Raw genomic sequence first — 14,805 nt, 5'->3', positions numbered from 1 at the left:
GCACACTATGACAATTCGCACACTATCTTACGCGGTAGCAATCGCTTGCTCTGCGGGTTTTTCAGCAGCCGCCGCAGCGCAATCAAATTCAGTAGAAACCATTACGGTGACCGGGTCTCGCAGTCCAATCGCCATCGACAAACTGGCTGCTTCAGTCACTGTACTTACAGAACAAGAAATACAAGCGTCTGGCGCAACACAAGTTACCGATTTATTGCGTGGTTTGCCAGGTATCAGCATCAGCCAGTCGGGTAGTCCGGGTTCATTGACGGAACTGCGTTTGCGCGGCAGTGAAACAAACCACCTGTTAGTGCTAATTGACGGTGTGGTAGCCAACGACATCAGTCAGGGTAGCTTATTTGATTTTGCCCATTTAACCGCAGCGAATATCGTACGCATTGAATTACACCGTGGTGCACAGAGCGCACTTTGGGGCAGTGGTGCTGTAGCTGGCGTACTGAGTATTACCACCAGCGCGGCTCACCAATCCGATTCAACGGTCAGTTTGACTGCCGGTGCAGGCAACGCTGACACTTACCGGGCATCAGCCTCAGCCAGTCACCGCGGCGAACACATGCAGGCGAATGTGTCAGCCAGTATTTTCGACACCGCAGGAGACAATGTTTCACGCACCGGCAATGAACGCGATGGTTACGAAAATACAGCGCTGAACGCCGGTATCCAGTGGCAGCCTGCTGCACAACACAACCTGGACGCAAAAGTGCGTTATGTCGACTACACCAACGAATATGACGGTACAGATTACGTAACTACCGGCTTGCCTGCCGACGCCGACAATGTGACCGACGGTGAGCAGTTTACCACGCAACTAAACTGGCAATATCAGGACAGCGACCTGCCTTACCGCAGTCTGGTAAGTGTGCAGTACAATCGCAACGAGAACAATAACACGACGTCGGGTGCAGATGCTGGCGGTACATTAGGTGAACGCAAACAATTTACCTGGACGCAATTCGTGTCGTTTGGTGACACCACGCTGGGCGTGGGCAGCGAGTTTTTGCGCAGAGAGTTTGAACAAAGCGGTCCGATAGGCTGGGACGATCCGAATTACCGCGGTGAAGACAGCACCAGCAGTGTGTTTGCCGAGTTAACCGGGTTGGGCACCGACAAACTGGATACCCAGTTTAGCCTGCGTTACGACGACAACGAGCGTTTCAGCCGCGCCTGGAGCTATCGCGCTGGGGCTCGCTACGCCGTCACCCGCAATATCAAAGTATTTGCTAGTGTGGGGCAAGCGGTAAAAACACCGAGCTTTACCGAACTGTACGGTTACTACCCATCTACCTTCATAGGCAACCCTGCCCTGCTTCCTGAACAGAGCCAGGAAGTGGAGTTAGGAGCCGATATCATTCTCCCTGCAAATGTGACACTGCAGTTGAGTGTGTTCTCCACCCGTCTGGAAGACGAGATACTTGGCTTTGTGTATGACGCAAACAGCGGAATGTATACGGCGCAGAACGCCAGCGAAAAATCTCGACGTGACGGCTTTGAGGCTTCAGCTCAATGGCGTACAGATGATGTAAGCCTGACAGCACATTACAGCTACCTGGACGCTTCTCAGGGAGATGGCACAGCGCAAACCGTGGAGCTACGCCGTCCAAACCACACAGGTTCAATCACGGCGGCTTATTCATTCCCGGTTCAGGGTTTGTCTGCTTACATTAAGGCTGCGTATACCGGTACACGTTTGGATACCTTTTATCCACCCTGGCCGGCTACGGCACAAACGCTGAATCTGGCGCCTTACTGGCTGACCACTGTCAACGTTGACTACAAAATTGATAGCGACTGGCAGGTTGGCTTACGCGTCGATAACGCGCTGGATGAATCGTTTGAAGATATTGTTGGGTACCAGGGCAGTAACCGTAGAATTCTGGCGCACACACGCTATTCGTTTTAACGGTTAACCGACAGCAATATTCGCCTGGTCGTTAGCGACTAGGCGAATATGAGCCCTTGTGATAATCTCAGCACTTTCCATAGCTTGACGAAGGAAGTAAACAGGAATGAAGAAGTTTGCGTTTTGGATGATCTTGGCATTACTGGTGCCACTACAGGCTTGTGCTGCCGAGAAATGGCAGGAAGGCGAACACTATGAAGTGCTGGACAAGCCACTGAGCGAAAAGCCTCAGGTGGTTGAGTTTTTCTCTTACTGGTGCCCGCACTGTTATCGCACAGAACCTTTTGTAGCGAAATTAAAAGGCGAATTAGACAAAGGCGTTAAATTCGACAAAGTCCACGTTAACTTTATGCCTTACACCACAAAAGAAGTGCAGGACGACGTAACCAGTGCCATGCTGATGGGCAAAGCGCTGAAACAGGAAGACCAACTGAGCGGTGCTATTTTCAACTACATTCACCGTCAACGCGCAACCATTACCGGTATGAAAGACCTTCGCAACATCTTCGTCATTAACGGTGTCGATGGTGAGAAGTTCGATAGTCTGGTAAAAAGCTATGGCCTGCAGTCACAGCTAGCAAGAAATAACAAAGCTATCGAAGACTACCGCAACGTGGTTCGCTCAGTACCTACGTTTATTGTAAACGGGAAATACAAAGTACAGTTTACCCGTGATATGACTGAACAAGATCGTCTGGATTTGATTAACTTCCTGGCCGCTAAGAAGAGCTAATACCGCCTCTTAATTCTTTGAAAAGCCGAACACATTGTTCGGCTTTTTTGTTTGCGGCATTCTCATAACTATTGCAGTACGCCCCTGGCTTTTCACTTAAAACGATGCAGAACGCTGTTGTGTCTGATAAATATCGCTGTTATTTACCTTCGACGCTTTTCGGCTAATTAAAACAGTATTGCCCCGTATGGAGAAATGCCCAATCTGGCTTTCTAATTCGGCTACGAGAGAACCCTCACGTTGATTGAAGACTTCCAACTGCTGTTTCGACCAATCGAAATACGCCAAATAGTCGCCAGCTTTTTGCATAGCGAATTGCCGACCCGCAAATGGCGTAAGAGGAAGCTCTGGCATCGTTAAGGGTGTCACGTCTTCGCCGTAAAACCACTGTTGCTCCTGATTGACCCACAACCAATTGTCTGGCGATGTGTCAAACCGAACACTTTGCCATTGCGGATCCAAACGCGTCATGACATCGCTAACTAAGTCGTACGACACCACTTGCCAGTTTTTCCCCAACTGCATGCTGAATGCGAGCTCTGTGGCAGATTTAAACGAAATACCACGCAGTTCCTTTTCTGGCAGAGAGAGTGCAGTTACGTTACCGGTTCCTACATCAATGATATGGATTGCATTCAGTGTAAGGCCCGCCACCCGAGTTTGATCAGGTGACCAGGCGAGATCCAGATAGTGCCGGCTGTCGTCAAACGCGGTCACTTTTTGTTTTTGGCCCGACTGGCGATTGTACAGCCACAACTCTTCACTGCCCGTGGTTAAGCTGATATAGGCCACTTGTATTTCATCTGGCGACAATACGGCAAGCCGCTCGTCTACCGTATCTTGTAATATTGCCTGAGTTTGTCCCTCGACGAGGTGGTACTCCTCAACATTCAGATCGTACTGATAAGCGATAAAAACATAATCTTCACCATTGCTGTGCCGTTCAGGTCGCGACAATTGTTGAGTGCCTGAATAGATCAGGGTTTTGTTGTTTCCATCGAGGTCGTAGCGGACAATCTCTCTGGCCGGATGCTCTCCCATTAACACCACGTGTTTACCATCGTGTGACCAAATCCCACAGCAAATATAGGCATTTAATTTAAAGAGCTGTGTCAAAGTGCGGGTGTTAAGGTCTAATTCATAAAACCCTTCCCACTGATGCTGATCCGGCGAAGAAATCAGCAGTTTGTCTTCTTTCGGGTGAAGATCGAACTGACTGTTACCCCCTAAATGTAATTCTGGTTGAGGTAACCACTGAACTTGCCTGGTGGTTATGTCCAATTGATACAGAGAATAAGGTTTTCCGGGACCGGGAGATTCAGCGAAAACAACAAGATTATCGTCGTGGGTAAACTTCACCACACCATAGCTGCCAGGCTTACAGGTATGAATCAACTCTGGCTCCGACATGTGTAAGCCGTGAAATTCACGAGTAAAGTATTGGCATTTGTCTTTCGTCGCCACCAGGTAAACCAGCTTGTTGCCCTTATCGTTCCAGCTGCCCGGACCTACTCCTTCCTCTTTCCCATGACGAATTTCAACCACGCTTTCGGAGGCCACCAGTTTCACAAACAGCCGGTAACGATGACCATCATGATGCATGTATGCCAGCCTTTCCCCATCCGAAGTAAAGGCTGGAAAGTGCTCACTGCCTCTGTCTGCGGTGAGCGCTTTGGCTGATGTAGCAATGGATGGTGCTGCGTCATAGAGCCAGTAAAAACCACCCACTGCCGTTGCGATTGCGACTAACAATACCATGCCTAAAAAGCTGCTCGGTAAAGACCTTTCAGAAGCAGCGCTGCCACTTTGCTGTACTTCTGTTAGTTCTGATGGTTCTGATATTTGCTCGACGGGCGCGACTAACCGGTAGCCACGTTTTGGTATCGTAACGATATACATTGGGTTTCTGGCATCATCACCTAGCGCCTTTCTTAGCTTAGTGACAAGTTTGGCAATACTATTGTCACTAACATAGCGGCCATGCCACACATCGTCCAATAGCTGCTCCTTGCTAACAACGACCCCCTGATGATGGCAAAAATAGGCCAGCAGCTCGCTCATCATCGGTTCAATGCGAACCGAATGTTGTGGGCTCGATAAAGTTTGTTGTTGCTCGCAAAGGACAAAGTCCCTAATTTTCCACCGCATAATAATCCATTGTTACGCTTCCCCAGCCCTTTAAATACAAGGCCGTCATAAAAAGTCACAACTTTTCCTGTGTTGGTCAGGACGTTGTTTGTTGCTGTCTTTTACGATGCGTCATGTGTTTTATTTTTTGTACTACCGGAGCTAACATGGACCCGCTTAAACGCGTCACCCCGCTTTTTTACCTGGCGATCATCTTACTAAATTTCACCCACAATACCTATGCAAGTACTACGCAGGATTTTCCTGTGCCCCCCGATATTGCCAATGCGAACATACAAGAGGTGCGGGATGCAGATGCGATTCTTACTTCTGCGCAGTTTCGACAAACCTTGCACAAATTTGCCAACGGCTTAACCCCAGAAGAAATTGCACAGCAAAGTCTATTTAACAAAATAGCGCTGTTGTCACTGCGAAGCGACGTGCAGACTATCAACAAAATAGCAGATCAACAGCACGCGCCCTACACTTATGCGCATTATCAGTTTTACCACCAATCTGTATTGGCTTTGCAAGATGCTCCGGAAACAAACTTTAATCATATCGCTGCCAGCGTCATTGAAACGGAACTGGCAAAGCTGGATGACAAGCAATTTGTAAAAATGAACATGGCGCTGGGCTGGTCAGTATCCAACGCCAGAACTTACGTGTTTAACCTCTTCAAACAAGCACAACAAGAATCGTCACTCAGCAAAGATGAGTTGCTCAATATCGCCGTGAATTGCCAGCTTTACTACGTGCTTGCAGACATCATTCCTGTTGCCAATGCGGTGATCACACAACAGCAACACCGGCGCTTCATTATTGAGCCCAACACTGTAGTGAACTTAGATAGCGACCTTACGCTGTCTACAACCATTGTGCGTCGCCGGGACCAGAGCAATCCTGCCAGCACCGCTTTGCAATACACCATTTACGCTGACGAATCGGCTCACATTAAAACCGCAATGAATGCCGCCGCCCACGGATACATTGGCATAGTCGCCAATTCCCGTGGAAAACGTTCAAGTAAAAACCGTGTTGTCCCCTGGGAGCACGAAGGCGAGGACGCAGCGAAACTGATTAAGTGGATTGCAAAGCAAAACTTTAGCAATGGTAAGGTAGTGATGTATGGCGGCAGCTATAATGGATTTACTCAGTGGGCAGCCGCCAAACACATGCCCAAGGCATTAAAAGCAATTGCCCCCTATGTGGCAGCAAACCTGATTACCGGACTCCCCTATGAAAATAATATTGCGTTAACCGGCAATTTCGAGTGGCCTATTTACGCCGCGAGTAATTCGACTCTCGACGACAGCGTCTACAGTGACTGGCAACGTACAAACGACATTGTCGACACACTCTACACCAGTGGTCGTCCTATTGTGGATATCGACAAACTTGCTGGCCGTCCAAGTCCGTGGCTTCAAAAGTGGCTGGCACATCCCCAAAGCGACAGCTATTACCAGGCTATGGTGCCCTACCAAACCGATTATCAACGCATAAACATTCCGGTGCTAACCATTACCGGCTATTTTGAGGGAGGCCAGATTTCTGCACTGGATTACTTCTACGAACACTACAAATACAACAGCAACGCCAACCACGCGCTATTAATCGGCCCTTATAATCACTGGACGGCACAAAATGTACCTCGTTCTCATCACAGCAATTATGCGCTGGACCCGGTTGCGTTAAAGAAAGATACAGAAGATCTTGTTTTTCGTTGGTTCGATCATGTACTGGAGGACAAACCAAAACCAGAACTGGTGCAAAATACAGTGAATTATCAGCTAATGGGAGCCAACGAGTGGCGCTTCGCCGACTCGATTGACCTGCTCAACAAGCAGCACATCCCCTTTTTTATACAGCCCCTAGAGCCCAATGAAGTACAACCCTACAAACTGGGTCGGCAACTTTCTCGCCATGCAGGTCGTTACCTGGAACAAATCGTAGATATGTCAGACCGAACGGAGCAGCGCAATCTGGCTCCCTGGCCAGTTATTCAGGACACACTGGACACGCAGGGTGGGATCCATATTGAAACCCCTGTTTTTGAACAGGATATGGAATTAACCGGTTCGATCACTGGCTTTTTCGATATTGCCGTTAATAAACGGGATGTTGATATCGGCTTTAACTATTATCATATTTTGCCAGATGGCAGGGTGTTTCACTTGAACAACTATCGCAGTCGCGCCAGTCATGCCGACAGCAATGAGAGCAGAAAGCTACTGGAGCCTGATCAATTAACGCGCGTGCCTATTGTCAATGCGCGCTTCACATCAAAGTTAATTCCAAAAGGCAGCAAAATAGCCTTGGTGCTAAACGTAAACAAAAACAGGGATGCGCAGGTGAACCTCGGCACCGGAGGGCCAGTTAACCATGAACACATTTCACAAGCGGGTGAGCTTCTGAAATTACGCTGGTACCTGTCATCTCAAATAAACCTGCCACTTAAACGCTACACTGAACAGCCAAAGACCTAACGCTAATGTGCGATTAACCCGGCATGATATAGTGCCGGGCCCTGCCCCATTTCGTCATCCCAAAATCGGGCAGCAAAATCCGGGTTCCCTGGAGAAATCCGTTAATTCAGCAGGTACTTGGAACCGCATATTGCAACGTGTTACTGTGAATAATTAGATGGTTTGCTAGTTACAGTCAAAGGGAATTTATGAAGTCACGCCTTATGTTTTTATTGTTATTGAGCATGTCGCTGCAAGTCATTGCCAGTAGCAAAAACCAATTAAACCTGACTGAAATTCATACCTACGCTGATGAGGCAGGCTTCAACGGCGCCATTTTAGTTACCCGGAATGAAAAGCTGATTGTCGAAGCCTATCTTGGCTACGCGGATAGTGAAAAGACGATGGCGCTAACTCGCCAACACCTGTTTAGTCCAGGTTCAGTTGGCAAAGAATTTACAACCGTCGGCATGATGCAACTCGAAGCACAAGGCCTGTTGTCTTATGAGGACAAGGTCTCGAAATATGTCAAAGGGCTCCCTGAATGGGCGTCGAAAGTAACCATTCATCAGGTTCTCAACCACACTTCAGGCTTCCCCAAAATCAAATGGCACAGTGGCATTTCAACCGCCGATGCCATTTCGCAAATCGCTAGCAGTGAGGGGTTATTCACGCCAGGAAGCGGATATCAATACTCGAATTTAAATGTTGTGGTCCGCGCGTTGATAATCGAAGCGATAGCAAACATGCCATTTTCAGCCTACTTGCAACAACATATATTCGAGCCTGCAAAAATAACGGAGGCCTACCAGCAATTGACCCCGCAAGATGTCTCTGCCAACAAGGCCGCAGGTGATTACCCGACGTATATCAACGGCGTTACTGTTTACATTACACCTGAAGAATTATTGAAATTCGAGCAGGCCCTGACGTCAGAGCTATTACTGCCATTTTCATCACTTCAAGCCAAACTGGACGGTGATGTGTTATCCGGACAACAACATCGCGCGCTGTACGACTTTGGTTCATTCTTTAAGGATGAAAAAGGCGCATTACTTTACTGGCAACATGACGGTTCGAACCCATCTCACCACACATTAAAATTCCATGATTTCGAAAACGAGATTGTCATCATATTGATGTCCAGCGATGGAAACAAATCGACGCTTTATGCACTAAAAGAGAAAATCCTGAAGCTACTGGCTGAAACAGAGATCTGAATATCAACAACTTATATTTCGCTAAAGTATGGGTGCTACGATTACTCACAATGTGAGCATATTCACCACATTGTGACTAAAACAAACAATAGGCGCATACCAGCCACTGGCCTGAAAGCCGCCGAATGAGGGGATATTGGAAACTGGTTCAATAATTGCTACTTCTCCAGTGACAAAGTAGTAATGATTTCTAACAATGAACAACTTTTAAGGGAATAAACCATGAATAAAACCATCACTGCGCTCCTTCTGGTTGCCTGTATCTTTTTACTCTACTCACAGTTTTCTGAACTGGCTTACAAATTTGGGTTTGCTGAACTCAAGCTGGTTGCCGTGTTGGAGAATAGCGAAAAAATGAAAGTAAAATGCGATGCCTATTCACTTGGGTTCTTTGATGAGATTAAGCTCCAGAATAAATACCAGAAGTGTATTAACGACTATGAAGCACAGGGTTTTAAACTTATCAGCCGAAGCGACAGCTAACAGTAGAGCACAAAAAAACCGAGTCAGTGTGAAATGACTCGGTTTTTATAATAACGCTTGTTCAAATTAGGGGTTAGCCCAGCTTATCTGTGGCTACCCGGTAACGTGGATCTTCATTCACGTTGATCTCTACAAACTTATTGGCTTTCGACAGCAGTGCTAAACACTCCTGACTGACGTGACGGATATGCAGCTTTTTACCTGCATTTTCGTACTTATCGGCCAGACCGTCCAGCGCGTCGATACCCGATGAATCCCAGATACGACTGGACTGAAAATCAATCACCACATCATCCGGGTCATTGGTAATATCAAACAAATCACGGAAATGGCTTACAGAGCCAAAGAACAAGGGCCCTTGCAACTCGTACACTTTCCAGCCGTCTTTGTCGACGTGTGTTTTGACCTCGATATGGCGCGCGTGCTTCCAGGCGAATACCAGTGCAGACACGATGACACCTACCACTACAGCAATAGCCAGGTCAGCAATAACGGTAACCGCTGTTACCAGGAATAATACAAAGGCATCTTCTTTGTTCACACCACGAATAATGCGGAACGAGGCCCATTCGAAGGTACCAATCACCACTACGAACATAACGCCCACCAGCGCGGCAAGCGGAATCATTTCAATCAGCGGCGCGGCAAACAAAATAAAGCCCAGTAATACGATAGCAGCGGTAATACCTGACAGACGCCCACGACCACCAGAGTTAATGTTGATCATACTCTGACCAATCATGGCACAACCACCCATGCCGCCAAAGAAGCCATTAACCGTATTCGCTACACCCTGACCGATACATTCTTTGTTACCACGACCGCGTGTGTCGGTCATTTCGTCGATAAGCGTTAGCGTTAACAAGGATTCAATTAGGCCCACCAAACACAAAATTACTGCTGTCGGCAGCACAATCATGAAGGTTTCCCAGGTAAACGGCACCATCGGAATCGCAAATGACGGCAGTTCTCCAGCCAGTGTTGCACTGTCTTTCTGGTCTGCTGGCAGCATATCACGCACAAAATCAATGACCGTACGCGCTTCAAGATCCAAACCGTGAACCAATAGCGTTATGGTAATGATGGCAGCCAGTGAGGCAGGAACGGCTTTGGTTAGGCGCGGCAGCAAGTAAATGATTGCCATAGTGAGTGCAACCAGACCCAGCATCCAGTACAACATGGTGCCTTGCATCCACTGTTGTTCACCCAGTGCGTCAGCTACTTTGAACTGGCCGAGCTGCGCCAGGAAAATCACGATGGCCAGGCCGTTTACAAAGCCCAGCATAACCGGATACGGCACCAGACGTATAAACTTACCTAGGCGGAACACACCGCAGAGTATCTGCAGCAGACCCGCCAACACAACCGCGGCAAACAAATACTGTACGCCATGCTCGCTTACCAGCGACACCATGACGACGGCCATGGCTCCGGTTGCACCGGAAATCATACCGGGACGGCCACCAATGGCAGACGTGATCAAACCCATCATAAAAGCGGCGTACAGGCCAATCATTGGCTCTACACCTGCCACAAAGGCAAAGGCAACGGCTTCTGGCACCAATGCCAGTGCAACCGTTATCCCTGAAAGCACATCGTTTTTGATGTTGCTGTCTTTACTGGAGATTATGTCAAACATATTTGTTTCTTCAGTGGGGTGGTTAAAAATTGGTCGGGGATCCTACCACTATCCGGGCATTTTGTCCTTTAACAGTTTGTTAATATTTGACCGTCCACTTGACCCTGTGAACGATATTCGATTTACTGACCCGGTGTGGTTTTTACAAAATAAAGTTATGGACATCAAAGAGTATATCGACCATTTCCCCGAAATTGCCCAACGCGAACGCCACGAGCAGTTTAAGATTCTGGAACAGGCGCAGGCCGCCGCCTTCACGCCCGCCGCACAGCGCGCATATACACTTTACAGTTGGCTGGTGCCGATGTTGTGGATTGCCGGTATCGGTGCCGGGTTATACTTCACGGTAGGATTTGCCAGTTGGGTACCTGTAGTCGCACTGATCGCTGGCCTGGTTATCTCCCGGATTATGATAAACAACCGACGTGAAACACTTATGCAAAACGGCTTGCGAACGGTATTGGATGAACCTTCATGATCGTGGTCATTTTTCGCGCCACGGTAAAGCAGTTAGATGACGAGTACCTGCAACAAGCAGGCAAACTGCGCCAGCTGGCGTTAGACCACTACGGCTGCCTCGAATTTACCGCGCTATGTGAAGGCGATAAAGAAATTGCGTTATCCTACTGGCCCGACGAAGACAGTGTACTGCGTTGGAAAAACGATCCGCTCCACAAAGCTGCTCAGCAGCAAGGTAAGCGCAGTTGGTATCAGGATTATCAAGTGCAGGTGGCTAATATCACGCGTGAATACACGTCAAATTAACCACCTGTATTCGCTCGCACCGACTTAACTACAATGACTTATCTACAGCAATTAGCGCATTAGCAAACGTGTCTATTTCATCCGTTGTAGTAAATACCTGAGGAGTAACCCGAATATTGCAGCCACTTGCCAGGTCCTTACGGACGACAGTAAATACACCAAATTCATTTTCCAGACGTTGTTGAAGTGCTGATACCTGTTCCTTGGTAACTTGACCTTTAATTCTGAAGCCGCCCATGCCTGAAGCACAATCCTGATCTTGCGCTCCGAGTACTTCAATGTTGGGCAGGTTATCCGCTACACTTACCCAGCGACGTCGTAAGTAACGCAAACGCTCGGCTTTATTTTCGGCCCCTACGGTAAAGTGAAAAGCCAATGCGTCGGGTACCGCAAGAAACGACGCAAAATCAGACGTGGCAATATGGACGCGATTTTGAACTGACTCATTACCCATAGCTTCCCCTGGAAAGGGAGATACACGATCCAGCGTGCCGGTTCTCATATACAACGCGCCTACGCCAATTGGCGAGCCTATCCACTTATGTAAATTAAACACCGCCCAATCGACTCCAAGGTCATCCATTTGGAAGTTCACCAGACCCCAGGATTGGGCGCAATCACAAATAACATCAATACCTTTAGACTTGGCAAGTGCTGCGATTTCTTTTACCGGTAAAGTGAGACCATGTTGGTTACTGGTATGTGTTAACAGCATGAGTTTTAGGTTTGGGTGTTGTTCAAAAGCCTGTGCATAGGTGTCTATAAAATCCTGCTTTTTACCGGCAGCAGGCAATGCAATTTCAACACCTTGTACTTTGTGTTCTTGCGACAGCCATTTCATCATGCGCTGAAAACTAGGGTAGTCTACGTCAGCCCATAAGACCGCATCCTGCTGCTGTAATCCTTTGTACTGGGTGATTAAATTAACAAATGACTCGGTTGCATTTCGGGTTAGCGCCACCTCGCTTGGTTGTGCTCCTAGAGCAGAGGCAAGTGTCAGCTTTACGTGTTTAAAATCTTCGTACCAGTCCTTTCTGGCATACCAGGACATGTCTTTATTTACTTTTTTTGTCAGTCGAATGTATTCCGCTTCAACCGGCAACGCCATTTTTCCCCAATAGCCTTGTTCTAAATTTATAATTTCGCGTCCCTTGTCATAATAATCTGTCACTTTCTTCCAATAGGCTTCATTAGTCGCTACTTCACTCGCTGACTCGCTTGTTAACAACGTATCAGCAAGTTTGATACGCTCGTTTTGAGTACTACCTGCGAAAACGGATGATGACAATCCTGCCAATGAAAGTGTTGTTACATTTTTTAATAGCTGTCGTCGTGTTTGCATGATTGTCCCTACGCCACATTGATACTGTATAACATCACTTAAAATGCAATTAATGTATACAAACACGCCCCGGTTCTACGTTGAATCACCGGCTTTTACGATAAAACGCTCGGTTCTATACACTGATAAATACCGTAAACAGCACTTATTGTTCATAGGCTTAGGTGGTAAACTATTCAACATTCCAATCATACTGCGACCTACCTACTCATGCAGTCCTCCACTATAGATTTCGCGATTACCGTTATTGGGCCGGTGCTCGCTTTGCTCGTAATGGGTAACGTACTTATTCGCGTGAAACTGATAAACGACGATTTTGTAGCTATGGGCTCAAAACTGGTGTTTACCGTTGCTCTGCCTGCCTTACTATTTTTGTCGATTAGCCAGGCGGACTTTAGTCATGCTGCCAACCCGTTATTGATAGGCGTTGGGTTAGTCGGCACCCTGGGGTATTTTCTGATCCTTATGGGACTTAGCCATTTCATGGTGTCAGCATCAGAAGCCAAAGGCGTGGTCACTCAGGGCGGATTTCGAGCCAACATGGGCATCATTGGTTTAGCTTACTGTGCCAATACCTATGGCAATGATGGTTTAGCCGCGGCGTCGGTTTACCTCGGGTTAGTCACCATATTGTTTAATATTCTGAGTGTGTTTGTGCTGAATTTTTATCAGGAAGGCAAACGCTCACTGACCAAACAGCTCTCAGGTATTGCGAAAAACCCACTCATTATTGCCATTTGCTGTGCCTTGCCGTTTTCCTACTTTGACTGGTCTCTACCAGGTATTGCTGTGACCACCGGTGAGTACTTCGCCCAGTTGACGTTGCCACTGGCTCTGCTTTGCACAGGTGCCTCGTTGCAATTCCGCTCGTTTAGTGACGACTGGTTCAATATTTCACTGAGTACGCTCAGTAAGTGCGTGTTTTACCCGTTAGTGCTGGTCGCACTGGCCTATGTTGTCGGACTACGTGGTATGCCATTAGGGATTGTACTTCTCATGGCTATTTCGCCCACGGCGGCAGCCAGTTACGTGATGGTAAGAAGTTTAGGTGGTGATCACCGACTGGCGGCCAGTATTATTGCGGTCACCACCTTGCTGTCGTTACCCGTCACCATCGTTGCGTTTGACTTATTGGCTTCGCGTAACTTGTTGTGAGATGTTGCTAATCCGCCTTACTGCCGCCGCGACATGCCGGTGATGCAGACGCCTGTTCACCACGTGCGGTCCATTCTTCAGGTGTATAGGTGTGCAAGGCTAACGCGTGAACCGGGCCAGCTAATGCATCAGCCAACAAGCCGTTCACCTGGCGATGGCGACCAATCAGGCGTTGCCCGATAAAAGCGTCAGTCACAACGGTAACCTTAAAATGACTTTGCGCACCAGGCGCCACATTGTGCTGATGACTTTCGTCCACAATCTCAAGAAAAGTGGGCTTAAGGTGTTCGCTCAGTTGTGATTCGATAAACTCGTATACTTGCATAAATCCGGTGAAATATAGCGAAATGTGAGGTTAATTCTACCATCAATGATTTTGCGCGTCTTGCTTAACCCATGATGGTAAAAACGTTGAGTCTGACCCGCCATGACCAGCAGACTGCCATTTTCGAGTTGAATGTCAGTGCGCTCACCGGTGGGCAGGTGCTTGAAACTGAACTTGCGTTCCGCGCCCAGTGAAACAGACGCAATGACAGGCTCTTCGCCGAGCTCAGGTTCATCGTCTGCATGCAACCCCATGCCGTCCTGGCCGTCGCGATACCAATTGGCCAGCACACAATTAAATGGCGCGCCCAGCTCATCTGTAAGCCGTTGTTGCAATGCGCCTAATGCCTCTGGCATGGGGTGAGGTTTCATGCGCAGCCCGGAATAGGTGTATTCGCAGTGTGGTGCCCCGTGCCAGCTCTGCAAGCGTGGAATCGATACCGATTTGCCGTACAATTTGATAGTATCCTGCCGCCAGGGCAAGCTTTGTTGCAGTTGCGTGATGAGTGTCGACGCGGCTTGTTCCGACAACCAATCAGGCTGATAACTCACCTGGGCGTCTTTGAGCGGCAATGCCTGAAGGCCCGGAGTGGATGTGTGAAATAAATCAGACTGCACAGTATTCAACACC

At 48.0% G+C, this 14,805-nt stretch carries 13 protein-coding genes; 8 read left to right on the top strand and 5 right to left on the bottom strand.

All coding sequences use genetic code 11. The features are described 5' to 3' along the window. The first annotated feature begins 7 nt into the window (after positions 1 to 7). Together AC4MRN_RS00920 and AC4MRN_RS00915 are read left to right on the top strand one after the other, a co-directional pair. Complete coding sequence (locus tag AC4MRN_RS00920) at positions 8 to 1,921, top strand: TonB-dependent receptor plug domain-containing protein (protein WP_491202233.1); 1,914 nt, start codon at positions 8 to 10, stop codon at positions 1,919 to 1,921. 106 nt (positions 1,922 to 2,027) lie between these two features. Continuing rightward, positions 2,028 to 2,654 (top strand): thiol:disulfide interchange protein DsbA/DsbL, encoded by a 627-nt coding sequence (locus tag AC4MRN_RS00915; protein WP_073320572.1) that lies wholly within the window; start codon positions 2,028 to 2,030, stop codon positions 2,652 to 2,654. Between the two features lie 96 nt (positions 2,655 to 2,750). Here AC4MRN_RS00915 and AC4MRN_RS00910 read toward each other — a convergent pair whose 3' ends face one another. Next, positions 2,751 to 4,802 (bottom strand): winged helix-turn-helix domain-containing protein, encoded by a 2,052-nt coding sequence (locus AC4MRN_RS00910; RefSeq protein ID WP_491202232.1) that lies wholly within the window; start codon positions 4,800 to 4,802, stop codon positions 2,751 to 2,753. 146 nt (positions 4,803 to 4,948) lie between these two features. On the opposite strand from AC4MRN_RS00910, the gene AC4MRN_RS00905 reads away from it, so the two are divergent. From AC4MRN_RS00905 to AC4MRN_RS00895, 3 genes are all read left to right on the top strand, one after another. Beyond that, the gene (locus tag AC4MRN_RS00905) at positions 4,949 to 7,267 is read left to right on the top strand and encodes a CocE/NonD family hydrolase (RefSeq protein WP_491202231.1); all 2,319 of its coding nucleotides are present in this window, start codon (positions 4,949 to 4,951) and stop codon (positions 7,265 to 7,267) included. Positions 7,268 to 7,455: 188 nt separating this feature from the next. After that, positions 7,456 to 8,466 (top strand): serine hydrolase domain-containing protein, encoded by a 1,011-nt coding sequence (locus AC4MRN_RS00900; protein ID WP_370242032.1) that lies wholly within the window; start codon positions 7,456 to 7,458, stop codon positions 8,464 to 8,466. A gap of 222 nt (positions 8,467 to 8,688) precedes the next feature. Continuing rightward, on the top strand, positions 8,689 to 8,949 hold the full coding sequence (locus AC4MRN_RS00895; RefSeq protein WP_073320584.1) for a hypothetical protein: 261 nt from the start codon (positions 8,689 to 8,691) through the stop codon (positions 8,947 to 8,949). Between the two features lie 73 nt (positions 8,950 to 9,022). Here the strand turns inward: AC4MRN_RS00895 and AC4MRN_RS00890 are convergent, their stop codons facing one another. Then, positions 9,023 to 10,588, bottom strand: a complete 1,566-nt coding sequence (locus AC4MRN_RS00890; protein WP_073320587.1) for a SulP family inorganic anion transporter — start codon at positions 10,586 to 10,588, stop codon at positions 9,023 to 9,025. Between AC4MRN_RS00890 and AC4MRN_RS00885 the strand changes: the two genes are divergently transcribed. Continuing rightward, the gene (locus tag AC4MRN_RS00885; RefSeq protein WP_491202230.1) at positions 10,578 to 11,066 is read left to right on the top strand and encodes a hypothetical protein; all 489 of its coding nucleotides are present in this window, start codon (positions 10,578 to 10,580) and stop codon (positions 11,064 to 11,066) included. The genes AC4MRN_RS00890 and AC4MRN_RS00885 overlap by 11 nt on opposite strands. Continuing rightward, complete coding sequence (locus tag AC4MRN_RS00880) at positions 11,063 to 11,353, top strand: antibiotic biosynthesis monooxygenase family protein (protein ID WP_490402428.1); 291 nt, start codon at positions 11,063 to 11,065, stop codon at positions 11,351 to 11,353. Before AC4MRN_RS00885 ends, AC4MRN_RS00880 begins: the two co-directional genes overlap by 4 nt. A gap of 28 nt (positions 11,354 to 11,381) precedes the next feature. Here AC4MRN_RS00880 and AC4MRN_RS00875 read toward each other — a convergent pair whose 3' ends face one another. After that, positions 11,382 to 12,695 carry an aminotransferase class V-fold PLP-dependent enzyme gene (locus tag AC4MRN_RS00875; protein ID WP_491202229.1) on the bottom strand — a complete coding sequence of 438 codons (1,314 nt, stop codon included), beginning with the start codon at positions 12,693 to 12,695 and terminating at the stop codon, positions 11,382 to 11,384. Between the two features lie 210 nt (positions 12,696 to 12,905). Between AC4MRN_RS00875 and AC4MRN_RS00870 the strand changes: the two genes are divergently transcribed. Further along, the gene (locus AC4MRN_RS00870; RefSeq protein ID WP_491202228.1) at positions 12,906 to 13,850 is read left to right on the top strand and encodes an AEC family transporter; all 945 of its coding nucleotides are present in this window, start codon (positions 12,906 to 12,908) and stop codon (positions 13,848 to 13,850) included. Between the two features lie 7 nt (positions 13,851 to 13,857). Here AC4MRN_RS00870 and AC4MRN_RS00865 read toward each other — a convergent pair whose 3' ends face one another. After that, positions 13,858 to 14,175 (bottom strand): BolA family protein, encoded by a 318-nt coding sequence (locus AC4MRN_RS00865; RefSeq protein ID WP_491202227.1) that lies wholly within the window; start codon positions 14,173 to 14,175, stop codon positions 13,858 to 13,860. Beyond that, entirely contained in the window at positions 14,142 to 14,792 is a 651-nt protein-coding gene (locus AC4MRN_RS00860) for an alpha-ketoglutarate-dependent dioxygenase AlkB family protein (RefSeq protein ID WP_073321109.1), read from the bottom strand. Before AC4MRN_RS00860 ends, AC4MRN_RS00865 begins: the two co-directional genes overlap by 34 nt. Positions 14,793 to 14,805 lie beyond the last annotated feature (13 nt).

This window comes from Marisediminitalea sp. (genome assembly GCF_984433645.1).
This window is presented reverse-complemented; position numbering and strand designations above follow the sequence as displayed.